Consider the following 23,441-nt stretch of genomic DNA (forward strand, 5'->3'; position numbering starts at 1 on the left):
ACGTACGGGACGGACCCGGGGGCGCCGTCCTGATCTCCGTTGTTCCACGAAGCGGAAACCACGTCCCGCTCCCCGTGCATCCAAGTGATCACGGGGCGGTGTGTCAACTGTCACAGAGACCGTCCGGTCCGCTGGACAGCCGTCCGTCAGGCGGGAGTACGGTCCCGCATCGTGGAGTCCGGGTGGACCACGCCCGGCGTGGTTGCGGCGAGAGGGCGATGACATGACGACCACGGGGACGGGCACCGGCGGCCGTCACTTCCTGCAGATCCCGGGGCCGACCAACGTGCCCGACCGCGTGCTGCGGGCCATGGACATGCCCACCATCGACCACCGCGGCCCGGAGTTCGCCGCGCTCGGCCGCGAGGTGCTCGAGGCGGTCAAGGCGCCCTTCGGCACCAGCAACCCGGTGGTCGTCTACCCGGCGTCGGGCACCGGCGCCTGGGAGGCGGCCCTGTGCAACACGCTGTCCCCCGGCGACCGGGTGCTCTGCTTCGAGACCGGCCACTTCGCCACCCTCTGGCAGGACATGGCCCGCCGGCTCGGCCTGGAGGTCGAGTTCGTCCCCGGTGACTGGCGGCACGGCGTCCCGCCCGAGGCGGTGCAGGAACGGCTCGCCGCCGACCCCGGGCACGAGGTCAAGGCCGTCATGGTGGTCCACAACGAGACCTCCACCGGCGTCACGAGCCGGGTCGGGGAGATCCGCGCGGCGATCGACGCCGCGCAGCACCCCGCGCTGTACCTGGTCGACACGATCTCCTCGCTCGGCAGCATCGACTACCGGCACGACGAGTGGCGTGTCGACGTCACCATCGCCGGCTCGCAGAAGGGCCTGATGCTCCCGCCCGGCATCAGCTTCAACGCGGTCAGCGACAAGGCGCTCGAGGCCTCGCGGACGGCCCGGCTGCCCCGCTCCTACTGGGACTGGGAGCCGATCCTCGCGGCCAACGCCAACGGCTTCTGGCCCTACACCCCGGCCACGAACATCCTCTACGGCCTGCGCGAGGCCCTGCGGATGCTGGCCGAGGAGGGCCTGCCCGACGTCTACGCCCGCCACCAGCGGCACGCCGAGGCCACCCGGGCCGCCGTCCGCGGCTGGGGGCTGGAGGTGCTCGCCCTGGACGAGCGGGAGTACTCCGGCTCGCTGACGGCGATCCTGCTGTCCGACGAGCACGACGCCGACGAGGTCCGCCGGGTCATCCTCGAGCACTACGACATGTCCCTGGGTGCCGGGCTGGGCCGGCTGGCCCGCAAGGTGTTCCGCATCGGCCACCTGGGCCACTTCAACGACCTGATGCTCGCCGGCACCCTCGCCGGCGTGCAGATGGGCCTGGTCCGCAGCGGGGTGAAGGTCGACCCCGCGGGCATCCAGGCGGCGCTGGAGGTGCTGGGGCAGTGACAGCCGCGCCGCCGCGACCCTCGACGGCCGCCGCCGAGCACGCCGACCTGGGCGCCGAGCTGAGCCGGGCCCTCGACGGCGAGGTCGCGTTCGACGACTACACGCGTCACCTGTTCAGCCAGGACGCGTCCATGTACGCGATGACGCCGGCCGGCGTCGTCTACCCCCGGCACGCCGACGACGTCGTCGCCACCGTGCGCCTGGCCGGCCAGGCCGGGCTGCCCGTGCTGGCCCGCGGGGCGGGCACCAGCCTGGTGGGGCAGACGGTGTCGCCGGGCATCGTCATGGACCTGTCCCGGCACATGTACGCCATCACCGACCTGGACCCCGACGCCCGGACGGCGCGGGTGCAGCCCGGCGTGGTGCAGGACGAGCTGAACCGGGCGGCGGGGGAGCACGGGCTGATGTTCGGCCCGGACACCTCGACGTCCAACCGCGCCACGATCGGCGGGATGATCGGCAACAACTCGGCCGGCAGCGGGTCCCTGCGCTTCGGGATGACCATCGACCACGTCCTGGAGATGGACCTGGTCCTCGCCGACGCCTCGACCACCCGCTGGGGCGCGCTCGACGAGGCCGAGCGGGCCCGCCGCGCCGAGGGCGACTCGCTGGAGGCCCGCATCCTGCGCGGCCTGCCCGGCATCGTGTCCGCGCACGCCGACGCGATCGGCACCGGCTTCCCGGCCTACTGGCGCCGTGCCGGCGGCTACCGGCTGGACCGGCTGGCCACGGCCCCCCCGTACGACCTGGCCAAGTTCCTCGTCGGCTCGGAGGGCACGCTCGCCGTCACCACCTCGGCGCTGGTCGCCCTGGTGCCCAAGCCGTCCAGGCAGGTCTTCGCCGTCGGCCACTTCCGGTCGGTGCTGGAGGCCACCGCGGCGACCGGGGACGCCCTGTCCCTGGACCCGGCCGGCGTCGAGATGATCGACAAGACCATCCTCGATCTGTCCCGGCGCAAGATCGAGTACGCCGGCCTCGGCCGGATCCTCGAGGGCGACCCCGAGGCGCTGGTGTTCGTGTCCTTCACCGGTGACGACGAGGCCGAGCTCGTCGCCTCCCTCGACCGGCTGACCGAGCTGTGGCGGCGCAACGGCCACGGCTACGCCACCCTGCGCGCGGTCACCCCCACCCAGCAGTCCGACCTGCTCAAGGTGCGCAAGTCCGCACTCGGCCTGCTCATGGCCGCCTCGGAGGGCGCCCGCCGCCCGCTGGCCTTCGTCGAGGACACCGCCGTCCCCCCGGAGCACCTGGCCGAGTACACGGCCCGCTTCCGCGACGTGCTCGACCGGCACGGCCTGGAGGCCGGCTTCTACGGGCACTGCTCGGTCGGCTGCCTGCACATCCGCCCGTTCGTCGACCTGACCGAGCCCGGCCAGGTGGAGACCATGCGGTCGGTCGCCGAGGAGGTCAAGGACCTCGTCCGGGAGTACGGCGGGGCCAACTCCAGCGAGCACGGCGACGGCCTGGCCCGCAGCGAGTTCAACCGGGAGCTGTTCGGCGAGGAGCTCTACCAGGCCATGCGCGAGGTCAAGGCGCTGTTCGACCCGGCGGGGGTCATGAACCCCGGCAAGATCGTCGACGCCCCGGCGATGACCGAGCACCTGCGGGACGCCGACCCGCCGCAGCCCGGGCCGCTGCGCACCCGGCTCACCTTCGACGTCGTCGGCGGCATGTTCGGCGCCGCCGACCGCTGCATGAACATCGGCCTGTGCCGGAAGTCCACGACCGGCACCATGTGCCCGAGCTACATCGCCACGCGCATGGAGGAGCACTCCACCCGCGGCCGGGCCGGCGCGCTGGTCAAGGCGCTGTCCGAGGGCGACCCGCACACCGCCCTGAGCGACGAGCGGCTGCACGAGGCGCTGGACCTGTGCCTGTCGTGCAAGGCGTGCAAGAGCGAGTGCCCGCTGGGCGTGGACATGGCCTCGCTCAAGGCGGAGGCGCTGGCGCACAAGTACGACGTCCAGGGGGTGCCGCTGCGCGCCCGGGTGTTCGGCGCGATCCGCACGCTCAACCGGCTGGGGTCGGCGACGGCGCCGCTGTCCAACGTGCCCGGCCGGATCCGGCCGCTGCGAGTGCTCCTGGACCGGCGGCTGGGCATCGCCCGGCAGCGGCCGCTGCCCCGCTTCCAGCGGGACAACCTGCCGCGCTGGTTCAAGCGGCACCGGCCGGCCGGCACGCCCACCCAGGGCCGGGTCACCATGCTGGCCGACTCCTTCACCAGCTACAGCGAGCCGGGCGTGGGCCGGGCCGTCGTCGAGCTGCTCGAGCACGCCGGCTACGACGTCCGGTTGGAGAGCCGGGGCTGCTGCGGGCGGCCGAGCATCTCCAAGGGCCTGCTCGACGACGCCCGCGAGAAGGCCCGCGGCCTGGCGGCGTCGCTGTGCGCCGGCGGGGCCGCCGACGGGCCGATCGTCGGCTGCGAGCCGTCCTGCATCCTCACGCTGCGGGCCGAGCACGTGTCCCTGCTGCCCGACGACCCCAACGTGCGGGCGGTGGCCGACCGGGTGCGGCTGCCCGAGGAGCTGCTGGTCGAGGCCATCGACGCGGGGCGGCTGCGGCTGCGCGAGGACAGCCGGCTGGCGGGCCGCACGATCGTCTTCCACGGCCACTGCCACCAGAAGGCCGAGGCCGGCACCGCGGCGACCGTGGCGCTGCTCAAGCGCATCCCCGGGGCCACGGTGCAGGAGCTGGACGCCGGGTGCTGCGGCATGGCCGGCTCCTTCGGCTACGAGACGGAGCACTACGACATCTCGCTGCGGGTGGGGGAGGACCGGCTGTTCCCGGCCGTCCGCGCCGCCGCCCCGGACGCCGTGATCGCGGCGACCGGGACGTCCTGCCGCGAGCAGATCCACCACGGCACCCAGCGCACCGCCCGTCACCCGGTCGAGTTGGTCCTGGAGGCCCTCGACCGGTAGGCGTCCGCGAACCGGTCCGCTCACCGGCGCCCCCGGCTACGGTGCGCCGGTGAGCGGGACCCCTCGGCTGCTGGCAGTGGTCAACCGGGCCGCCGGCACCGCCGGGGACGGCGCGGTCGGGGCTGCCCTGCGCGAGCTGCGCACCGGGGCCGACGTCGTGGTGGCCGCGACCGGGTCACCGGCCGAGCTGGACGAGGCGCTCGCCGGGCGTGACGGCCGCCGCCTGGTGGTGCTGGGCGGTGACGGCTCGCTGCACGCCGTCGCGCGGGCCCTGCACCGGGCCGGCGCGCTGGACCCCGCCGAGCCGGTCGGGGTCGTGGCCCGCGGCACCGGCAACGACCTGGCGCGCAGCCTCGGCCTGCCGCTGGACCCGGTCGCGGGTGCGGCCGCCGTCCTCGCCGGGGTGCCCCGGCCGCTGGACCTGCTCGAGGACGACGCGGGCGGGCTGGTGGTCAACGCCGTGCACGCCGGGGTCGGGGCCCGGGCCGGCGCGCGGGCGGACCGGCTCAAGGAGCTGCTGGGGGTGGTCGCCTACCCGGTGGGTGCGGCGATGGCCGGGGTCAGCAGCCTGGGCTGGCCGCTGCGGGTGGAGGTCGACGGCCGGGTGGCGGCGCACCCGCGGGAGGGCTGGGTGGCCGACGGGACACGCGAGCTGCTGATGCTGGGCGTCTGCACGGGCCGCTCGATCGGCGGCGGGACACCGCTGGCGCCGGACGCCGAGCCGGACGACGGGCTGGCCGACGTGGTGCTCTCGGCGGCGACCGGCCCGGTCGCCCGGGCGGCCTTCGCCGCGGCGCTGACCAGCGGGGAGCACGTGGACCGGCCCGACGTGCTGGTGCTGCGGGGGAGCCGGGTGGCGCTCTCCGGCGGCCCGGTCGACCTCGACGCGGACGGCGAGGTCGAGGAGGGAGTGGCGTCGCGGACCTGGCGGGTGCGGCGGCACGGCTGGTCGCTGCTCGTGCCGCCGCCCCCCAGGTGAGGTGATGGAACCGGCCACGCTTCAGGGGCCCGCGCCGAGCCTGCGAGGCGCGGGGGGAAGCGTGGTCCTCATTCCAGCGTGGCGTCCAGGCTGATCTCGTCGACGCCGGCGAGGGCCTTGCTCACCGGGCAGCCGGCCTTGGCCGCTTGGGCGGCCTGCTCGAAGCCGGCGGCGTCGAGGCCCTCGACCTCACCGCGGACCGCGATGGCGATCTTCGTGATGTGCGGGCCGCCGTCCTTCTGGCCGAGGGTGACGTCCGCGGTGACCTCGAGGGACTGCGGGGTGCCGCCGGCCTTGGCGATCTCGTTGGACAGCGCCATCGCGAAGCACGACGAGTGCGCCGCCGCGATGAGCTCCTCGGGGCTGGTGGTGCCGTCGGCGTCCTCGGCCGCGCGCTTGGGGAACGACACGTCGTAGGTGCCGACCTTCGAGCTGGACAGCTCCACCTGGCCGGACCCCTCCTGCAGGGAGCCGTTCCAGGCGGTGCGAGCGGTGCGGGTGGGCATGGGGCCTCCTCGTCGGGACGGTCTGTGTCAGGGGTGCGCTACCCCGGTCCATCGCGCACAACCGTCCGGGGACGTGCAGGTCAGGTCCTCGGCGCGACCCGCTCGGTCACCAGGTTCAGCTTGGCCTTGAGCTCGGAGAACTCCGCGCGGTCGAGGTCCAGCGCGCAGATGATCTCCTCGGAGATGGCGTCCGCCTTGTCCCGCAGCGCGCGGCCGGCGTCGGTCAGCGTGATGGCCACCGACCGCTCGTCCTCCACCCGCCGGTGGCGGGTGACCAGGCCGGCGGTGGTGAGCCGCTTGAGGAGGGGGGACAGCGTGCCGCTGTCCAGGGAGAGCCGGGCTCCGAGCTGACCCACCGTCTGGTTGTCCTGCTCCCAGAGCAGCATCATGACCAGGTACTGCGGATAGGTGAGCCCGATCGCGTCGAGCAGGGGGCGATAACGCGCGGTCACCGCTCGGGAGGCGGCGTAGAGCGCAAAGCAGAGCTGGTCCTCGAGGACCGCGCTCGGTGCCGGGAGACGCGTCATCCTGCAGATCCTAGTGCTCGGGTGCCCGGCGTCTGAGGCCGTTGCCCCCGGACACCCCCCGCAGAGGTGGACGGGCACCCGGACACCGCAGAGGTTGAGCGGAACAGACTCAACCCTGAGCTCGTTGCACACTCCGACACCGACGGCCGGCGAGCCCGGCCCCGCCCGAGAGGACCACCCCCAGAGACCATGCAGAGCAAGCTGACCACCCGTTCGCAGGAGGCGATCACGGCCGCCCAGCGGCTGGCGGTCGACCGCGGCCAGGCCGCGCTGGAGCCCCTGCACCTGCTCGCCGCCCTGCTCGAGCAGACCGACGGCATCGCCGGGCCGCTGCTCCAGGCCGTGGGCGCCGACGTCGCCGACGTCCGGGCCAAGACCGAGGCCGCGCTGCGCCGGATGCCCAGCGTCAGCGGCGCCACCGTGCCCGCCCCGTCGCCCTCGCGGGACCTGCTGCGCGTGCTCAACGCCGCCGGCGAGCAGGCCGGCGCGCTGGGCGACGAGTTCGTCTCCACCGAGCACCTGCTCGTCGGGCTGGCGGGCGTCGACGGCGAGGCCGGTGCCGTGCTGACCAGTTCCGGCGCCACCCGGGACGCGCTGCTGGCGGCCTTCCGCACCGTCCGCGGCAGCCGCAAGGTCACCACCGCGGACCCGGAGAGCACCTTCCAGGCGCTGGAGAAGTACGCCGTCGACCTCACCGCGCGGGCCCGCGAGGGCAAGATCGACCCGGTCGTCGGCCGGGACACCGAGATCCGCCGGGTCGTGCAGGTGCTGTCCCGCCGCACCAAGAACAACCCCGTCCTCATCGGCGAGCCCGGCGTCGGCAAGACCGCGATCGTCGAGGGCCTGGCCCAGCGGATCGTGGCCGGCGACGTCCCGGAGAGCCTCAAGGGCAAGCGGCTGATGGCGCTGGACCTCGCCTCGATGGTCGCCGGAGCCAAGTACCGCGGCGAGTTCGAGGAGCGGCTCAAGGCCGTCCTGCAGGAGATCGCCGAGTCCGAGGGCGAGGTCGTCACCTTCATCGACGAGCTGCACACCATCGTCGGTGCCGGCGCGACCGGTGACTCCGCGATGGACGCCGGCAACATGATCAAGCCCATGCTGGCCCGCGGCGAGCTGCGGATGGTGGGCGCGACCACCCTCGACGAGTACCGCGAGCACATCGAGAAGGACCCCGCGCTGGAGCGCCGCTTCCAGCAGGTCTTCGTCGGCGAGCCCAGCGTCGAGGACACCATCGGCATCCTGCGCGGCCTCAAGGAGCGCTACGAGGTGCACCACGGCGTCCGGATCACCGACGCCGCGATCGTCGCCGCCGCCACGCTGTCCGACCGCTACGTGACCGCCCGGTTCCTGCCGGACAAGGCGATCGACCTGGTCGACGAGGCCGCCAGCCGGCTGCGGATGGAGATCGACAGCCGCCCGGTCGAGGTCGACGAGGTCGAGCGCGCCGTCCGCCGGCTGGAGATCGAGGAGATGGCGCTGGCCAAGGAGGACGACCCCTCCTCGGTCGACCGGCTGGCCGCGCTGCGCGCGGACCTCGCCGACAAGCGCCAGCAGCTCGACGAGCTCACCGCCCGGTGGCAGCAGGACAAGAGCGCCATCGTCCGCATCCAGCAGATCAAGGAGGAGCTGGAGCGGGCGAGGCTGGAGGCCGAGCGGGCCGAGCGGGACGGCGAGCTGGCCAAGGTCGCCGAGCTCCGCTACGGCCGGCTGCCGCAGCTGGAGAAGGCGCTGGCCGACGCCGAGGCGTCGGTCGCCGGCAGCGACTCCATGCTCAAGGAGGAGGTCGGGCCCGACGACATCGCCGAGGTCGTGCAGGCCTGGACCGGCATCCCCGCCGGGCGGCTGCTCGAGGGGGAGACCCAGAAGCTGCTGCGGATGGAGGACGAGCTCGGCCGCCGGGTGGTCGGCCAGCCCGACGCCGTCCGCGCCGTCTCCGACGCCGTCCGCCGGGCCCGCTCCGGCGTGGCCGACCCCGACCGGCCCACCGGGTCGTTCCTGTTCCTCGGCCCGACCGGCGTCGGCAAGACCGAGCTGGCCAAGGCGCTGGCGGAGTTCCTGTTCGACGACGAGCGGGCGATGGTCCGCGTCGACATGAGCGAGTACTCCGAGAAGCACTCGGTGGCCCGGCTGGTGGGCGCCCCGCCCGGCTACGTCGGCTACGAGGCCGGCGGCCAGCTCACCGAGGCGGTGCGGCGGCGGCCCTACACCGTCGTGCTGCTCGACGAGGTGGAGAAGGCCCACCCCGACGTCTTCGACGTCCTGCTGCAGGTGCTCGACGACGGCCGGCTCACCGACGGCCAGGGCCGGACGGTGGACTTCCGGAACACCATCCTGATCCTGACGTCCAACCTGGGCTCGCAGCTGATCGCCGACCAGTCGCTGCCGGAGGAGCGGCGCCGGGACGCGGTCATGGGCGTCGTCCGGTCGCACTTCAAGCCGGAGTTCCTCAACCGGCTGGACGACGTGGTGGTCTTCCGGGCGCTCGGCAGCGAGGAGCTGGCCGGCATCGTCGACATCCAGGTCGGCGTCCTGGCCCGCCGGCTGGCCGCCCGCCGGCTCGCGCTGACGGTCACCGACGCCGCCCGCGAGTGGCTGGCGCTCAACGGGTTCGACCCGGTCTACGGCGCCCGCCCGCTGCGCCGGCTGGTGCAGTCGGCGATCGGGGACCAGCTGGCCAGGGCGCTGCTGTCCGGGGGGGTCCGGGACGGCGACGAGGTGGTCGTCGACGCTCCCGACGACCTCGCCGAGGACGGCCTGAGCGTGCGCCGCGCCTGAGGAGGACACACTGCCCCCGCCGCCCGCATGCCGGCGGCGGGGGGCAGTGGGGCCGCCCGGGCGGGCGCGGGCGCACCGATCCGGTCTCGATGGGCGGACGCCACTGGCCCGGCACGGGTGGGTCCGTGATCATCGGGGGAGTGACCGAGGGACGACGAGGGAGCGTGCGATGACGTCAGGGCAGGGCGGCCAGGACCCCCAGCAGGGGCAGCCGCCGCAGGACCAGCCGGGCTGGCAGGCTCCGCCGGGGCAGGGGTGGCAGCAGCAGCCCCCGCCCGGCCAGGGCTGGCAGCAGCCGCCCCAGGGTCAGGGCTGGCAGGACCCCCAGCAGGGCTGGCAGCAGAGCCCCCCGCAGGGCTGGCAGCAGGGCCCCCCGCAGGGCTGGCAGCAGGGCCCGCCGCCGTACGGCTACGGGGCGGCCCCGTCGGCGCCGGGGGGCTACTTCCCCCAGGAGGCACCGGAGCGGCCCACGACGGTGCGGGTCGGGATCGGGGCCTTCCTGGCCACGCTCATCCTCGGCATCATCGCCTCGCTGCTGCAGTTCTCCGACACCGACGGGCTGGTCGCCCAGACCGTGGCGGACGCGAACGACCCGGCGTTCACCGAGGACGTCGCGCGCGCGGCCCTCGTCGTCGGCGCGGTGATCGGCCTGCTGCTGACCGCCCTCCAGGCGCTGTTCATCTGGTTCGCCTGGAAGGGGCGCAACTGGGCGCGGATCGTGCTGTGCGTGCTCGGCGGCCTGAGCGCCCTGTTCGGCGTGACCGCCCTTGCCGGTACCGGGTCGGGCTCGGGATTCCTGGACTCCCTGTCGGTCTTCTCGCTGCTCCTGACCATCGTCGGGGTCGTCGCGCTGCTGCTCCGGCCGTCCGGCGAGTGGTACCGGACGATGACCACGCGCCGGCAGGCCGGATTCCGCTGACGCATCGTGACCCGATCGTTACCGCACTGCTGAACCCGTAGGGCGGCTGGTCACGAAGACCAGACGTGACCACGACCCAGCAGGCCCCGGCCCCGGCGACCGGGCCGGACGGGCTCCCGACCCGGGGGCGCCGTCCGCTGGCCGCCGTGGCCGGGCTGCTGGCCGCCGGCGGCGCGCTGGGCGTGGGGGAGCTGGTCGCCGGCCTGGTCGGCCCGCAGTCCTCGCCGGTCGTGGCGGTGGGCGACAAGGTCATCACCCTCACCCCCGAGCCGGTCAAGGCGTTCGCGATCGCGACGTTCGGCGAGGACGACAAGATCGCCCTCGTCGTCGGCACGCTGGTCCTGATCGCCTCCTACGCCCTGGCCCTCGGCGTGCTCGCGCTGCGCCGCCGCGCGGTCGGGGTGGCCGGCATCGCGCTGTTCGGCGTGGTCGGGGCCGCCGCGGCGGTCACCGGGCCGGCCGGCGGCCCGCTGGACGCGCTGCCCGCCCTGGTCGGCGCCCTCGCCGGAGTCGCCGCGCTGCTGGCCCTGCTCGCCCCGCTCGACGCCCCGGCGCCGGCCCCGGCCGCGACCCCCGGCTCCGAGGAGGCCCCGCTCGAGCGCCTGCGCGCGGCCCTGGGTGCCGGCGACCGCAAGGGCGCCGGGCTGGACCGCCGCCGCTTCTTCCTGACCAGCGGGGCGGCCGTGGGCGCCGCCGTGGTCACCGGCGGCGCGGGCCGGCTGCTGCTGCGCCGCTTCGACGTCGGCGGCGCCCGGGCCGACCTCGTCCTCCCGCGCCCGACCTCCCCGGCCCCGGCCCTGCCCGCCGGTGCGGACCTCTCCCGGACGGTCGACGGCCTGTCGCCGCTGTTCACGGACAACCGCGAGTTCTACCGCGTCGACACCGCGATCACCGTGCCGCAGATCAGCCCGGCGGACTACCGGCTGACGCTGACCGGGATGTTCGACTCCCCCCGCAGCTACACCCTCGACGAGCTGCTCGGCCGCGACGACGTCATCGAGCGCGACATCACCCTGACCTGCGTCTCCAACGAGGTCGGCGGCCTGCTGGCCGGCACGGCGCGCTGGCTGGGCGTCCCGCTGGGGACGATCCTCCGCGAGAACGGCATCCGGCCCGGCTCCGACCAGCTGGTCTGCCGCTCCTCGGACGGGATGACCATCGGCGCCCCGACCCGCTCGGCGCTCGAGGTCGAGGACGCGATGCTCGCCTTCGGGATGAACGGCGAGCCGCTCCCGGTGCAGCACGGCTTCCCGGTGCGGATGCTCATCCCCGGCCTGTACGGCTACGTGTCGGCGTGCAAGTGGATGGTGGGCATCGAGGCCTCCACCTACGCCGCCTTCGACGCCTACTGGACCGAGCGCGACTGGGCCGCCCAGGCGCCGATCAAGGTCGCCTCCCGCATCGACACCCCCGCGCCGCTGCGCGCCTTCCCGGCCGGACGCCGGCCCATCGCCGGCGTCGCCTGGGCGCAGACCCGTGGCATCGCCGCCGTCGAGGTGCGGGTGGACGACGGCGGGTGGCTGCCCGCGCAGCTGTCCCCGCAGGTCGACGCGGACCTGTGGCGCCAGTGGGTGCTGCCGTACGACTTCGCCCCCGGCCCCCACCAGCTCACCGTCCGCGCGACCGGCGCCGACGGCGAGGTGCAGACCGAGCAGCGCGCCACCCCGTTCCCGGACGGCGCCAGCGGCCTGCACTCCATCCGGGTCACCGCGACCTGACCCATCCCCGGACCCGCCTCGGCCCCGCCGCAGGCGCGACCCCGACCCGCTCCCGGGCCGGGGCCAGGACCCCCGCACGACGACGACGAAGGAGCACCCCCGTGACCAGCACCCGCCTCACGCGCACCGCCCTGCTGACCGCTGCCTCGGCTCTCGCCCTGACCATGACCGCCTGTGGCGCCGAGGAGGCCGCGACCGACACCGCGGACAGCGCCGGCAGCGCGGCCAGCAGCGCCGCCGGCGGCGGCTCGAGCTCGTCGGCGCCGTCGAGCAGCGCGATGCCCATGTCCGAGGAGCCCTTCGGCGAGGGCTGCGCCGCCGTCCCGGCCGACGGTGAGGGCAGCTTCCAGGGGATGACCGACGACCCGGTCGCCACCGCCGCCAGCAACAACCCGGCGCTGTCCACCCTGGTGCAGGCCGTCACCGCCGCCAACCTGGGCGACACGCTGAACAGCGCGCAGGACATCACCGTCATCGCGCCGGCCAACCCGGCCTTCGAGGCCCTGCCGCCGGAGACCCTGCAGGCCGTGCTGGCCGACAACGCCCAGCTGACCGCGATCCTGACCCACCACGTGCTGCAGGGCCGGCTCTCCCCGGACCAGCTGGCCGGTGAGCAGACCGACATCAACGGCGACCCGGTGACCATCACCGGCTCCGGCGAGATGTTCACCATCGACGGCACCGTCACCGGCACGCCGGCGTCGGTCATCTGCGGCAACGTGCAGACGGCGAACGCCACCGTCTACATCGTCGACCAGGTCCTGGCCCCGCCGGCCGCCTGATCGAGGACCCCCTGCCCCTCCGCAGGGAGGTCGCGCGCTGCGGCCGTCGTCCACCCGGACGGCGGCCCGCAGCCGCGATCCGGGCGCTGCACCGCGCCGTTGCCGGGAACGGCGGGCCCCGGCGGTGATGATGTCGGCGCCCCCGACGAAGGAGCCCCGCCCCGTGACCGGCACCCCGATCCGCCGCACCCAGCTCGCCGCCGCCGCCGTGCTGGCGCTGTCGCTGCCCGGCTGCGGGTCCGACGAACCGGCCGGCGACGTCCCGGCCGCGAGCGGTGCGCCCACGACCGCCACCGCCCCGGAGAGCACCGCCCCGGGGAGCACCGCCCCGGGGAGCGCCGCCCCGGCGGAGCCGACCGGCCTGTTCGGGGCCGGCTGCGCCGGGCTGCCCGCCGAGGGGCCGGGCAGCCCGGCCGCCCTGGCCGCCACTCCCGCCGCGGCCGCGATGGCGGCCGTCCCCGGGCTGGCCGGCACGACGGGCGCCGTGCGCGCCGCCTCGCTGTCGGCGTCCCTGGACGCCACCCGCGACCTCACCGTGCTCGCCCCGGTCAACGAGGCGTTCGGCGCCGTCCCGCCCGCGACGCTGGACCCGCTGCTGGCCGACACCCCGCGGCTGACCGCCCTGGTCACCCACCACGTCATCGCCCGGCGGCTGGAGCCCGGCGAGCTGGCCGGCACGCACACCACCCTCGCCGGGGGGCAGGTCACCGTCGAGGGCGCCGGCGAGGCCTTCACGATCAGCGCCGACCAGACGGTGCTCGGCGCCGCCGACGCGCGGGTGATCTGCGGCAACATCGCGACGGTCAACGCCACGGTCTACGTCGTCGACCAGGTGCTCACCCCACCGGCCGGCTGACGTGCGGCCCGCGCCGTCGTCAGTAGGGTCGCCCCCATGACGGCCCCGCCCGCCCACCCCGACCGCGACCGGCTGCTCGAGCTGGTCGTGGAGCTCGCCGTCGTGCACGGGCGGGTCACGCTGTCCTCGGGGCAGGAGGCGGACTGGTACATCGACCTGCGCCGGCTGACGCTGCACCACGAGGGTGCCCCGCTGGTCGGGCGGGTCATGCGCCAGCTCACCGGCGACCTGCGCTACGACGTCGTCGGCGGGCTCACCCTGGGCGCGGACCCGGTGGCCACCGCGATGCTGCACGCGGCCGCCGCGGGGGAGGGCTTCCTGGACGCCTGCGTGGTCCGCAAGACCGGCAAGGCCCACGGCCTGCAGCGGCGGATCGAGGGCCCGGACGTCGGCGGCCGCACGGTGCTCGTGGTCGAGGACGTCTCCACCACCGGATCCAGCCCGCTGGCCGCCGTCGAGGCGCTGCGCGAGGCCGGCGCCGAGCCGATCGCGGTCGCGGTGGTCGTGGACCGCGGGGGGCGGGCCGCGGTCGAGGCGGCCGGCCTGGAGTACCGGGCCGCCTTCACCCTCGCCGACCTCGGTCTGCGCTAGGCCGGCCGGGTGGCGGGGTGTCGCGGCCGCTGGGCCGGGCGCGATACTGGCCGCCGGACCCGCGCCGCCCGACCCGAGGAGCACCCCGCATGCCCATCGCGACCCCCGAGGTCTACGCCGACATGATCGCCCGGGCGAAGGAGGGCGGCTTCGCGTACCCGGCGATCAACTGCACGTCCTCGGAGACGGTCAACGCCGCGCTGCGCGGGTTCGCCGACGCCGGCAGCGACGGGATCATCCAGTTCTCCACCGGCGGGGCGGAGTTCGCCTCCGGCACCCGGGTCAAGGACATGGTCACCGGAGCCGTCGCGCTGGCCGAGTTCGCGCACGTCGTCGCGGAGAAGTACCCGGTCAACGTCGCGCTGCACACCGACCACTGCCCCAAGGACAAGCTGGACGCCTACGTGCGCCCGCTGGTCGCGCTGTCCAAGGACCGGGTGGACGCCGGCCAGGCGCCGCTGTTCCAGTCGCACATGTGGGACGGCTCGGCGATCGAGCTCACCGAGAACCTGGACATCGCCGAGGACCTGATGGAGAGGTGCGCGGCCGCCAAGATCGTCCTGGAGCTGGAGATCGGCATCGTGGGCGGCGAGGAGGACGGCGTCGTCGCCGAGATCAACGAGAAGCTGTACACCGCCGACGGCGACTTCCTGCGCACCGCCCAGCAGCTCGGCCTCGGCGAGCGCGGCGTGTACCTGCTCGCGGCCACCTTCGGCAACGTGCACGGCGTCTACAAGCCCGGCAACGTCAAGCTGCGGCCCGACGTGCTCGAGCGCGGGCAGGCCATCGTGGCCAAGGAGTTCAACCTCGGGGACGGCGCCAAGCCCTTCAACCTGGTCTTCCACGGCGGCTCGGGGTCCGCGCAGGAGGAGATCCGCGAGGCGCTGTCCTACGGCGTGGTGAAGATGAACGTCGACACCGACACCCAGTACGCCTTCACCCGGCCGATCGCCGGGCACGTGTTCGCCAACTACGACGGCGTCCTCAAGGTCGACGGCGAGGTCGGCAACAAGAAGGCCTACGACCCGCGCACCTACATGAAGCTCGCCGAGACCAACATGGCCGCGCGCGTCGTCGAGGCGTGCGAGGACCTGCTGTCGGCCGGCCAGTCGCAGGCCGCCTGACGTGACCGAGCTCGCGAGGTCACGAGTGGACACGGCGGGGCGGCCCAGCGAGCCGACGAGCGCCAGCGAGGAGACCTGATGGGGCACCCGCACCACAACCTGCTCGGCGAGCCCCCGGCGACCCTGCTGCCGGGCGCCCCGGAGGCCGAGGCGGCCCTCGCCGCGGGCACCCCGCCGGCGCAGGTGGCCGCCGGCCACCCCACGGTGAGCGCGGCCTGGGCAGCGCTGGCGGAGGAGGCCATCGCGGACGGGCGCACCATCGAGGCCTATGCCTACGCCCGCACCGGCTACCACCGCGGGCTGGACGCGCTGCGCCGCAACGGCTGGAAGGGCCACGGGCCGGTGCCGTGGTCGCACGAGCCCAACCGCGGCTTCCTGCGCTGCGTGACGGTGCTGGCCCGCGCCGCCGAGGCGATCGGCGAGACCGACGAGCAGGAGCGCTGCACCCAGCTGCTGCGCGACTGCGACCCCTCGCTGGCGCCGTGACCCCTGCGGGCGGCTGAGCCGTCCCGCCGCCCGAGGTCACCCTGCGTGAGGCCGCGGCGGTGAACGCGCGGTCGGGCCCGGACACCGGCTACTCTCCGTCCCCGGCGTCCGGCCCGGACGCCCTTTCCGCGGAGGTGCCGCATGGCCACCCTGCTCTGGATCCTCGCCGTCGTCCTCGTCGTCGCCGGCATCGTCGCGATCGTCCGCCGCCAGGTGCTGTGGGGCGTCGTGCTGATCGTCGTGGGCCTGCTCGTCGGCCCGGGGGGTGTCAGCGTCTTCACCTGAGGGAGGACCTCCCTGCCCCCCACCACTGGCAGGCTCGTGGCGGGCCCCTGCAGGGAGGCCGCACGCTCGGGTCGCTAGGGGTGCAGGCGCCAGCGCACGCGGTCGTCGGCGTACCAGGTCCAGCGGGTCACCGGCCGGGGGTGCGGGACGCCGTCCCGCACCACCCGGGCCGGGTCGCAGGCGACCTGCACGGCGCGCCCGCTGGTGCGCCGGCCGGGCCGCAGCGGCAGCGTCATCACCGTGACGTCGAGGGTGTCCACGGCCCGCCAGTCGGGCCGCACGTCGATCCGGGTGACCAGCCCGTCGGCGACCTTCACCGCGTCGTGGTGCGCCTGAGCGCCCAGCCGCCGTGCCAGCGGGCGGCGCCGGCCGTCCCCGGCCGCCTCCATCCGGCCGTGGTGCAGCAGCACGCCGCCGTGGTCGTCGCGCACCAGGCCGAGCTCCCGGGCGGCCCCGGTGCCGATGCCGAGCGCGCGGGCCAGGGCGGCCGAGTCGCCGTCCGCGGCGGGCTCCCAGGACACCGGGACGTCGGCGGTGCGCCCGGCCTTCCACAGCGCGGTGAGCACCGCCCCCAGCGCCGGCACCGGGCCCCGGACCAGCAGCGCGTCGGCCTGGGCGGCCGGTGCGACCTCGGCGCGCGCCGGTGCCTGACCCGGCGGCAGCCCGCGCAGGTCGAACTCGACGAGGGGCATGCCGATACCCTGCCACCTGCCAGCCGGTCCACCGCCGGTGACGAGTCGAGGGGACGACAGCGAGATGCCGGCGATCGTGCTGATCGGTGCCCAGTGGGGCGACGAGGGCAAGGGCAAGGCCACCGACCTGCTCGGGGGGCGCGTGCCGTACGTCGTCCGCTACCAGGGCGGCAACAACGCCGGGCACACGGTGATCACCCCGGACGGCGAGCGGTACGCGCTGCACCTGATCCCGTCTGGCATCCTCACGCCCGGGTGCACCCCGGTCATCGGCAACGGCGTGGTCATCGACCCCGAGGTGCTCATCGGCGAGCTCGCCGGCCTCGAGGAGCGCGGCGTGGACACCTCGCGGCTGGTCATCTCCGCCGACGCGCACCTGATCATGCCGCACCACCGGGCGCTGGACCGGGTCACCGAGCGGTTCCTCGGCAAGCGCCGCATCGGCACCACCGGCCGCGGCATCGGCCCGGCCTACGGCGACAAGGTCGCCCGCACCGGCATCCGCGTGCAGGACCTGCTGGACCTGTCGATCCTGCGGCAGAAGCTCGAGGGCACGCTGCAGGAGAAGAACCAGGTGCTGGTCAAGGTCTACAACCGCAAGGCCATCGACGTCGACGAGGTCGTCACCGAGTACGCCGCGTACGCCGACCAGCTGCGGCACCGGATCGCCGACACCCGGCTGCTGCTGGCCGACGCGCTGGACGCGGGGGAGTGGGTGCTGCTGGAGGGCTCGCAGGGCACCCTGCTCGACGTCGACCACGGCACCTACCCGTTCGTCACGTCGTCCAGCCCCACCGCCGGTGGCGCGGCGGTCGGCTCCGGCATCGGGCCGACCCGCATCCAGCGGGTGGTCGGCATCCTCAAGGCGTACACGACACGGGTGGGGTCGGGGCCGTTCCCGACCGAGCTGCACGACCAGTGGGGCGAGTACCTGCGCAAGCAGGGCGGCGAGGTCGGCGTGACCACCGGGCGCGACCGGCGGTGCGGCTGGTTCGACGCGGTCGTCGCCCGCTACGCCAGCCGGGTCAACGGGATCACCGACTACTTCCTCACCAAGCTCGACGTGCTGTCCGGCCTGGAGACGGTGCCGGTCTGCGTGGCCTACGACGTGGACGGCGTCCGGCACGAGGAGATGCCGATGACGCAGACCGACGTCCACCACGCCGAGCCGGTGTACGAGCAGATGCCCGGCTGGTACGAGGACATCCGCGGCTGCCGGTCCTTCGCCGAGCTGCCGGCCAACGCCCAGGCCTACGTGCGCCGGCTGGAGGAGCTGTCCGGCGCCCGGATCAGCGTCATCGGCGTCGGCCCGGGCCGCGACGAGAACGTCGTCGTCCACGACCTCCTGGGCTGAACCCGGCTCAGCGCAGGCCGGGCACCGCTCCGGACCGGGACGACGTCCGGCTGGGGCGCGGGCTGTAGAGCTCGGCCCGGGCCGCCACGGCGATCTCCGGGGCGTCGGTGATCAGCCCGTCGACGCCGAGCGCGAGCAACAGGCGGGCCTCGGTGCGCATGTCACCGGTGCCGCTCGGGGCCTCTCCGCGGCGCAGGTGCCGGGGCAGGAAGGCGTTCTCCGGGCGCAGCGTCCACGGGACGACGAGCAGCCCGGCGCGGTGGGCCTGGGCGATGAGGCCGGAGACACCGGTCATCGCCTGGTCCGCGTCACGCAGCAGGATGCGGTGGCGGCTCGGGGCGATGCCCTGGGCGTAGGTGCTGACCTCGCGGAGGCCGGCCGGGGTGACCAGGTGGTCGTCGCAGCCGGCGTCGTCCACCAGCTGCAGCATCGTCGGCCCGCGGTGCCCCAGGTCGGCCCGCAGCCGGCGCAGCGCGGCGGCGTCGAAGGACTGCACGACGACCGTGCCGTCCGGGCCGGCCGACCCGAGGCGGCGCAGCTCGGCGGCGACCAGCTCGGCCATCGGCACGCCGGCCTCGTGGTCGAACCAGCTGGGCTTCTTCAGCTCGGCCAGCACCCGGACCTGCCGGTCGGCGGTGGAGCGGCGCCGGGCGATGCCGACCACGTCGGCGAGGGTGAGGATGCCCTCCCGGCCGTCGTAGGTGGTGTTCAGGGGGCGCAGCGCCGGCATCCGCTCGACGGTGCGCAGCGTGCGCAGCTCGGCGAGGGTGAAGTCCTCGGTGAACCAGCCGGTGCGCTCGCGGCCGTCGACGACGCGGGTGGTGCGTCGGTCGGCGAACTCCGGCCGGCCGGCGACGTCGGTGGAGTGCGAGAGCTCGTTCTCGTGCCGGACGACGAGCGCACCGTCGCGGCTGACCACGACGTCGGGCTCGACCAGGTCGGCCCCGAGGTCGATGGCCAGCTCGAAGCTGGCCGTGGTGTGCTCGGGTCGGTAGGCCGTGGCCCCTCGGTGGCCCACCACGACAGGGCGGCCGGGACGCATGGGCGCGAGTGCTGACGGCACCGCGGTCGCGTGCATGTCCTCTACAACACCCGAGGCAGGTGTCGGGACGGCGAACGCGCGCCGACCGGTCGTGCACGATCCGGCGGACAGCGCGTTGACCTGCGACTCGTCCGTCTCCACGTGTCTCATCTCACACACATCGGCGGGTCGGCCCGTCGGCTTGAGCCGTCGGCCGGCGGGTCGCGCGCCGGGCGGTTGCGGGGCGGCCGGTCGGTAGGGTCCGCGTCCGTGCGCGTGCTCGTGATCGGCTCCGGTGCCCGGGAGCACGCCCTGTGCGTCGCTCTGTCCTCCGACCCCGCGGTCACCGCGCTGTCCTGCGCCCCGGGCAACGCCGGCACCGCCCGGGTCGCCGAGCCCGCGGCCGTCGACGCCGCCGACCCGGTCGCGGTCGCCGCGCTGGCCGCGTCCTGGCGGGCCGACCTGGTCGTCGTCGGGCCGGAGGTGCCCCTGGTCGCCGGCGCCGCCGACGCGGTCCGCGACGCCGGCATCCCCTGCTTCGGCCCGTCGGCGCAGGCCGCGCAGCTCGAGGGCAGCAAGTCCTTCGCCAAGCACGTCATGGCCGCCGCCGGCGTCCCGACCGCCCGGTCCTGGCCGGTCGGGGGTGCGGCGGAGCTGGAGACCGCGCTGGACGAGGCGGGACCGCCGTTCGTGGTGAAGGACGACGGCCTCGCCGCCGGCAAGGGCGTCGTCGTGACCACCGATCGGGACGCCGCCGTCGCGCACGGGCACCGCGTGCTGGACGCCGGCGGCGCGGTGCTCGTCGAGGAGTTCCTCGACGGCCCGGAGGTGTCGCTGTTCGCCGTCACCGACGGGACGACGGTGCTGCCGCTGCTGCCCGCGCAGGACGCCAAGCGCCGCGACGACGGCGACGCCGGGCCCAACACCGGCGGCATGGGCGCCTACGCCCCGCTGCCCTGGGCACCCCCCGGGCTGGTCGACGAGGTGCTGGCCACCGTGCTGCAGCCGACGGTCGACGAGATGGCCCGCCGCGGGGAGCCGTTCTCCGGCCTGCTCTACGCCGGCCTGGCGCTGACCTCCCGCGGGCTGCGGGTGGTGGAGTTCAACGCCCGCTTCGGCGACCCGGAGACCCAGGTGGTGCTGCCGCTGCTGGAGACGCCGCTGGCCGGGCTGCTGCACGCCGCGGCCACCGGCACGCTGGCCGGGCACCCGCCGCTGCGCTGGCTCGACGGGGCCGCGGTCACCGTCGTCGTGGCCGCCCCCGGCTACCCCGAGCGGCCGCGCACCGGCGACCCGGTCACCGGTGCCGACGGCGAGGGCGTGCTGCACGCGGGCACCACCGTGGACGCCGAGGGGACGGTGCGCTCCTCCGGCGGGCGGGTGCTCGCGGTCACCGCCGTCGGCGCGGACCTCGCCGCCGCCCGCCAGTCGGCCTACGAGCGGGTCGCCGGGGTGCGGCTGGCCGGCGCGCACTGGCGCACCGACATCGCGCTGGCCGCGGTCGAGGGGCGGATCACCGTCGACTGAGCCGGCGCGGGAGACTGGCGGCGTGGTGCGACGAGCGGACGAGCGGTGATCGAGCGGTACACGCTCCCCGAGATGGGGCGGGTCTGGAGCGACCGGCACAGGTACGAGCTGTGGTGCCGGGTGGAGACGCTGGTGCTCGAGGCGCACGCCGCGGCCGGCCGGGTGCCCGCCGACGTCGTCGAGCCGGTGCGCACCGCGCCGCCGCCCACGCCGGAGCGGGTCGCGGAGATCGAGGAGACGACGCAGCACGACGTCATCGCCTTCCTCACCGCCTGGGCGGACAACACCCAGCCCCGCTCGGCCGCCGCCTACGTGCACCACGGCATGACGTCGTCGGACCTGCTGGACACCGCGCTGGCCGTCCAGCTCACCGAGGCCACCGACCTGCTGCTGGCCCGCCTGGACCGGCTGGTCGCCGTGCTGCGCGACCACGCGCTGGCCCACCGCGACACCATCCGGGTCGGGCGCACCCACGGCGTGCACGCCGAGCCCGACGTGTGGGGTCACCGCGTCGCCGACCTCGCCTTCGCCGCGGCCCGGTCGCGGGACCGGCTGCGGGCGGCCCGCGAGCGGGTCGGCGTCGTCGCCATCTCCGGCGCGGTCGGCACCTACTCCCTGATCGACCCGTCGGTCGAGGTCGCCGTCGCCGCGGCGCTGGACCTGCGGCCCGCCGACGCCTCGACCCAGGTGGTGCTGCGCGACTCGATCAGCGAGTGGGTGGCCTGCCTGGCGATCGTGGCCACGGTGTGCGAGACGGTGGCGCTGGAGGTCCGGCACGGGCAGCGCACCGAGGTGCGCGAGCTGTCGGAGGCCTTCGGCTCGGGCCAGAAGGGCTCCTCGGCGATGCCGCACAAGAAGAACCCGATCCGCTCCGAGCGGATCGCCGGGCTGGCCCGGGTGGTGCGCGCCGCCGTCGTCCCGGTGATGGAGGGCATCCCGCTCTGGCACGAGCGGGACATCTCGCACTCCTCGACCGAGCGGGTGTTCCTGCCCGACGCGGCCGTCACCACCGACTACCTGCTGCACCTGACCACCGGCCTGGTGGAGGGCCTGGTGGTGGACGCCGGCCGGATGCGGGCCAACCTGGAGTCCACCGGCGGGCTGATCTACACCTCCGCGGTGCTGCTGGAGCTGGTCGAGGGGGGCGCCTCGCGGGAGGACGCCTACGCGCTCGTGCAGTCGGCGGCGATGGAGACCTGGACCAGCGGGACGCCGTTCCGGGAGACGCTGCGGGTGCGGGCGAAGGACGCCGGGGTGGAGCTGGACGAGGCGCGGCTGGACGACATCTGCCGGCCCGAGCGGTACGTGGCCGCCCTGGGCCCGCTGTTCGACCGCGTGGCGGCCCTGACGTGACCCTGTCGATGCCCCTGGTGGCCCGCGGCAAGGTGCGCGAGGTCTACGACGCCGGCCCCGACCGGTTGCTGCTGGTCGCCTCCGACCGGATCTCCGCCTACGACCACGTGCTGCCCACGCCCATCCCCGACAAGGGGCGGGTGCTGACCCAGCTGTCGGTGTGGTGGTTCGACCGGCTGGCGCCGGTGCTCGCGGGCTCCGGCGCGACCCACCACCTGGTCTCGGCCACGGACGTGCCGGACGCCGTCGCGGGCCGGGCGGTGCTGGTCCGCCGGCTGGAGATGCTGCCGGTGGAGTGCGTCGCCCGCGGCTACCTGTCCGGCTCCGGCACGGCCGAGTACCAGCGCACCGGGTCGATCCGCGACGTCGAGCTGCCCGCCGGGCTGGTCGAGGGCTCGGCGCTGCCCGAGCCGGTGTTCACGCCGTCCACCAAGGCCGCCCAGGGCGAGCACGACGAGGCGGTCGACTTCGCCGCGGTCGTCGCCACCGTGGGCGCCGAGCGGGCCGAGCAGCTGCGGGAGCTGACGCTGGCGCTGTACCGCCGCGGCGCGGAGGTCGCCCGGGACGCCGGCATCGTGCTGGCCGACACCAAGTTCGAGTTCGGGCTGGACGCCTCCGGACTGGTCCTCGGCGACGAGGTCCTCACCCCCGACTCCTCGCGGTTCTGGCCGGCCACGCTGTGGTCGCCCGGCGCCGCGCAGCCCTCCTACGACAAGCAGTACGTCCGCGACTGGCTGACGTCCTCCGGCTGGGACCGGGTCTCCCCGCCGCCGGAGCTGCCCTCCGACGTGGTCGAGGCCACCCGCGAGCGCTACGTCACCGCCTACGAGCGGCTGACCGGCACCGCCTTCCGCTGACGTGCCGGGCATCGCGCACCGCTCCGGCGGCTCCGGGGACCACCTGCTCCTGCTCCTGCACGGGCTCGGCGCCACCGGCGCGGTCTGGGACCGGCTGCTGCCGCTGGCCGAGGCCTCGTGGCCCGGCCCGTGGGCGGTGCCGGACCTGCGCGGGCACGGCCGCTCACCCGCCGAGCCGCCGTACGGCTACGCCGTGCACGCCGCCGACGTGGCCGCCCTGGTGGCCGCGTCCGGCGCCGCGCGGGTGACGGTGCTGGGCCACTCGTTCGGCGGCGTCGTCGGCGCGGTGCTGGCCGGCGGCTGGTACGGCGTGGAGGTCGCCCGGGTGGTCGCCGTCGGCGTCAAGATCGACTGGACGGACGACGAGGTGGCCCGCGCCCGGTCGCTGGCCGCCCGCCTGCCGCAGGTGTTCCCCACGGCCGCCGCGGCCGCCGAGCGGCACCTGCGGCTGGCCGGCCTGACCGGGCTGGTGGACCCGTCCTCCGAGGTGGCCGCCACCGGCGTGCGCGCGGTGGACGGCGGCTACGCGGCCGCGTTCGACCCGCGGGCGTTCGGCGCGGTCGGCCCGCCGGTCGAGCAGGTGCTCGCCCGCGCGGTGGCGCCGCTGCGGCTGGCCGCGGGGGACGGCGACCCGATGGTGGGCCTGGCCGCGATGCGACGGGTCGACCCCGGTGCCGTGCTGCTCCCGGGGGCCGGCCACAACGCGCACTGGGAGGCCCCGGACGCGGTCTGGTCCCTGCTGGACGCCCGCTGACCCCTGGCCGCCCGCCGC

21 protein-coding genes are annotated in these 23,441 nt (G+C 75.2%); 17 read left to right on the forward strand and 4 right to left on the reverse strand.

Annotation, left to right across the window (positions count from 1 at the left end; genetic code table 11):
- Nucleotides 1-223 precede the first annotated feature (223 nt).
- Genes CHB98_RS17440 through CHB98_RS17450 form a run of 3 tightly spaced genes read left to right on the forward strand, consistent with a single transcriptional unit; the run spans nt 224 to nt 5,296 of the window.
- Entirely contained in the window at nt 224-1,399 is a 1,176-nt protein-coding gene (locus tag CHB98_RS17440) for a pyridoxal-phosphate-dependent aminotransferase family protein (protein ID WP_089306854.1), read from the forward strand.
- Entirely contained in the window at nt 1,396-4,317 is a 2,922-nt protein-coding gene (locus CHB98_RS17445; protein ID WP_218822409.1) for an FAD-binding and (Fe-S)-binding domain-containing protein, read from the forward strand. Before CHB98_RS17440 ends, CHB98_RS17445 begins: the two co-directional genes overlap by 4 nt.
- A gap of 49 nt (nt 4,318-4,366) precedes the next feature.
- Nucleotides 4,367-5,296, forward strand: a complete 930-nt coding sequence (locus CHB98_RS17450) for a diacylglycerol/lipid kinase family protein (protein WP_089306855.1) — start codon at nt 4,367-4,369, stop codon at nt 5,294-5,296.
- A gap of 68 nt (nt 5,297-5,364) precedes the next feature.
- On the opposite strand, the gene CHB98_RS17455 is transcribed toward CHB98_RS17450, so the two are convergent.
- On the reverse strand, nt 5,365-5,802 hold the full coding sequence (locus tag CHB98_RS17455) for an OsmC family peroxiredoxin (RefSeq protein ID WP_089306856.1): 438 nt from the start codon (nt 5,800-5,802) through the stop codon (nt 5,365-5,367).
- Between the two features lie 80 nt (nt 5,803-5,882).
- Nucleotides 5,883-6,329 (reverse strand): MarR family winged helix-turn-helix transcriptional regulator, encoded by a 447-nt coding sequence (locus CHB98_RS17460; RefSeq protein WP_089306857.1) that lies wholly within the window; start codon nt 6,327-6,329, stop codon nt 5,883-5,885.
- 189 nt (nt 6,330-6,518) lie between these two features.
- Here CHB98_RS17460 and clpB point away from each other — a divergent pair, with 189 nt between their 5' ends.
- From clpB to CHB98_RS21810, 9 genes are all read left to right on the forward strand, one after another.
- Nucleotides 6,519-9,104, forward strand: coding sequence for an ATP-dependent chaperone ClpB (gene clpB, locus CHB98_RS17465; protein ID WP_089306858.1), 2,586 nt, complete (start codon nt 6,519-6,521; stop codon nt 9,102-9,104).
- A gap of 169 nt (nt 9,105-9,273) precedes the next feature.
- Nucleotides 9,274-10,023: a hypothetical protein gene (locus CHB98_RS17470; protein ID WP_089306859.1), complete on the forward strand. Its 750-nt coding sequence runs from the start codon at nt 9,274-9,276 to the stop codon at nt 10,021-10,023.
- Between the two features lie 65 nt (nt 10,024-10,088).
- Nucleotides 10,089-11,741: a molybdopterin-dependent oxidoreductase gene (locus CHB98_RS17475; protein ID WP_218822410.1), complete on the forward strand. Its 1,653-nt coding sequence runs from the start codon at nt 10,089-10,091 to the stop codon at nt 11,739-11,741.
- Nucleotides 11,742-11,842: 101 nt separating this feature from the next.
- Nucleotides 11,843-12,523, forward strand: a complete 681-nt coding sequence (locus CHB98_RS17480) for a fasciclin domain-containing protein (RefSeq protein WP_245821320.1) — start codon at nt 11,843-11,845, stop codon at nt 12,521-12,523.
- A 163-nt stretch (nt 12,524-12,686) separates the two neighbouring features.
- Nucleotides 12,687-13,379, forward strand: a complete 693-nt coding sequence (locus CHB98_RS17485; protein WP_089306860.1) for a fasciclin domain-containing protein — start codon at nt 12,687-12,689, stop codon at nt 13,377-13,379.
- 36 nt (nt 13,380-13,415) lie between these two features.
- A complete protein-coding gene (gene pyrE / locus CHB98_RS17490; RefSeq protein ID WP_089306861.1) occupies nt 13,416-13,970 on the forward strand; it encodes an orotate phosphoribosyltransferase in 555 nt (184 codons plus the stop codon).
- An 89-nt stretch (nt 13,971-14,059) separates the two neighbouring features.
- On the forward strand, nt 14,060-15,094 hold the full coding sequence (gene fbaA, locus CHB98_RS17495) for a class II fructose-bisphosphate aldolase (protein WP_089306862.1): 1,035 nt from the start codon (nt 14,060-14,062) through the stop codon (nt 15,092-15,094).
- A gap of 78 nt (nt 15,095-15,172) precedes the next feature.
- Nucleotides 15,173-15,580 (forward strand): DUF3151 domain-containing protein, encoded by a 408-nt coding sequence (locus CHB98_RS17500; protein ID WP_089306863.1) that lies wholly within the window; start codon nt 15,173-15,175, stop codon nt 15,578-15,580.
- 141 nt (nt 15,581-15,721) lie between these two features.
- A complete protein-coding gene (locus tag CHB98_RS21810; RefSeq protein WP_179224626.1) occupies nt 15,722-15,865 on the forward strand; it encodes a GPGG-motif small membrane protein in 144 nt (47 codons plus the stop codon).
- A 74-nt stretch (nt 15,866-15,939) separates the two neighbouring features.
- Here CHB98_RS21810 and CHB98_RS17505 read toward each other — a convergent pair whose 3' ends face one another.
- Nucleotides 15,940-16,557: a hypothetical protein gene (locus tag CHB98_RS17505; protein WP_089306864.1), complete on the reverse strand. Its 618-nt coding sequence runs from the start codon at nt 16,555-16,557 to the stop codon at nt 15,940-15,942.
- 64 nt (nt 16,558-16,621) lie between these two features.
- Between CHB98_RS17505 and CHB98_RS17510 the strand changes: the two genes are divergently transcribed.
- Nucleotides 16,622-17,911 (forward strand): adenylosuccinate synthase, encoded by a 1,290-nt coding sequence (locus tag CHB98_RS17510; RefSeq protein ID WP_089306865.1) that lies wholly within the window; start codon nt 16,622-16,624, stop codon nt 17,909-17,911.
- A gap of 7 nt (nt 17,912-17,918) precedes the next feature.
- On the opposite strand, the gene CHB98_RS17515 is transcribed toward CHB98_RS17510, so the two are convergent.
- Nucleotides 17,919-18,929 (reverse strand): glycerophosphodiester phosphodiesterase family protein, encoded by a 1,011-nt coding sequence (locus tag CHB98_RS17515; protein ID WP_245821323.1) that lies wholly within the window; start codon nt 18,927-18,929, stop codon nt 17,919-17,921.
- Nucleotides 18,930-19,202: 273 nt separating this feature from the next.
- Between CHB98_RS17515 and purD the strand changes: the two genes are divergently transcribed.
- The 4 genes from purD to CHB98_RS17535 are packed head-to-tail and all read left to right on the forward strand — an operon-like array spanning nt 19,203 to nt 23,423.
- Nucleotides 19,203-20,459 carry a phosphoribosylamine--glycine ligase gene (purD, locus tag CHB98_RS17520; RefSeq protein ID WP_089306867.1) on the forward strand — a complete coding sequence of 419 codons (1,257 nt, stop codon included), beginning with the start codon at nt 19,203-19,205 and terminating at the stop codon, nt 20,457-20,459.
- 45 nt (nt 20,460-20,504) lie between these two features.
- Complete coding sequence (gene purB / locus CHB98_RS17525) at nt 20,505-21,812, forward strand: adenylosuccinate lyase (protein WP_089306868.1); 1,308 nt, start codon at nt 20,505-20,507, stop codon at nt 21,810-21,812.
- Nucleotides 21,809-22,669, forward strand: coding sequence for a phosphoribosylaminoimidazolesuccinocarboxamide synthase (locus tag CHB98_RS17530; protein ID WP_089306869.1), 861 nt, complete (start codon nt 21,809-21,811; stop codon nt 22,667-22,669). Before purB ends, CHB98_RS17530 begins: the two co-directional genes overlap by 4 nt.
- A 1-nt stretch (nt 22,670) precedes the next feature.
- Nucleotides 22,671-23,423, forward strand: a complete 753-nt coding sequence (locus CHB98_RS17535; RefSeq protein WP_089306870.1) for an alpha/beta fold hydrolase — start codon at nt 22,671-22,673, stop codon at nt 23,421-23,423.
- The last annotated feature ends 18 nt before the right edge of the window (nt 23,424-23,441 follow it).

The sequence above is a fragment of the Geodermatophilus pulveris genome (assembly GCF_900188375.1).
Classification (GTDB): Bacteria; Actinomycetota; Actinomycetes; order Mycobacteriales; family Geodermatophilaceae; genus Geodermatophilus; species Geodermatophilus pulveris.

Coding starts and splice junctions, on each gene's coding strand:
- CHB98_RS17440 (WP_089306854.1), top strand. CDS start 224: ATGACGACCACGGGGACGGGCACCGGCGGCCGTCACTTCCTGCAGATC.
- CHB98_RS17455 (WP_089306856.1), bottom strand. CDS start 5,802: ATGCCCACCCGCACCGCTCGCACCGCCTGGAACGGCTCCCTGCAGGAG.
- CHB98_RS17460 (WP_089306857.1), bottom strand. CDS start 6,329: ATGACGCGTCTCCCGGCACCGAGCGCGGTCCTCGAGGACCAGCTCTGC.
- clpB (WP_089306858.1), top strand. CDS start 6,519: ATGCAGAGCAAGCTGACCACCCGTTCGCAGGAGGCGATCACGGCCGCC.
- CHB98_RS17470 (WP_089306859.1), top strand. CDS start 9,274: ATGACGTCAGGGCAGGGCGGCCAGGACCCCCAGCAGGGGCAGCCGCCG.
- pyrE (WP_089306861.1), top strand. CDS start 13,416: ATGACGGCCCCGCCCGCCCACCCCGACCGCGACCGGCTGCTCGAGCTG.
- fbaA (WP_089306862.1), top strand. CDS start 14,060: ATGCCCATCGCGACCCCCGAGGTCTACGCCGACATGATCGCCCGGGCG.
- CHB98_RS17500 (WP_089306863.1), top strand. CDS start 15,173: ATGGGGCACCCGCACCACAACCTGCTCGGCGAGCCCCCGGCGACCCTG.
- CHB98_RS21810 (WP_179224626.1), top strand. CDS start 15,722: ATGGCCACCCTGCTCTGGATCCTCGCCGTCGTCCTCGTCGTCGCCGGC.
- CHB98_RS17505 (WP_089306864.1), bottom strand. CDS start 16,557: ATGCCCCTCGTCGAGTTCGACCTGCGCGGGCTGCCGCCGGGTCAGGCA.
- CHB98_RS17510 (WP_089306865.1), top strand. CDS start 16,622: ATGCCGGCGATCGTGCTGATCGGTGCCCAGTGGGGCGACGAGGGCAAG.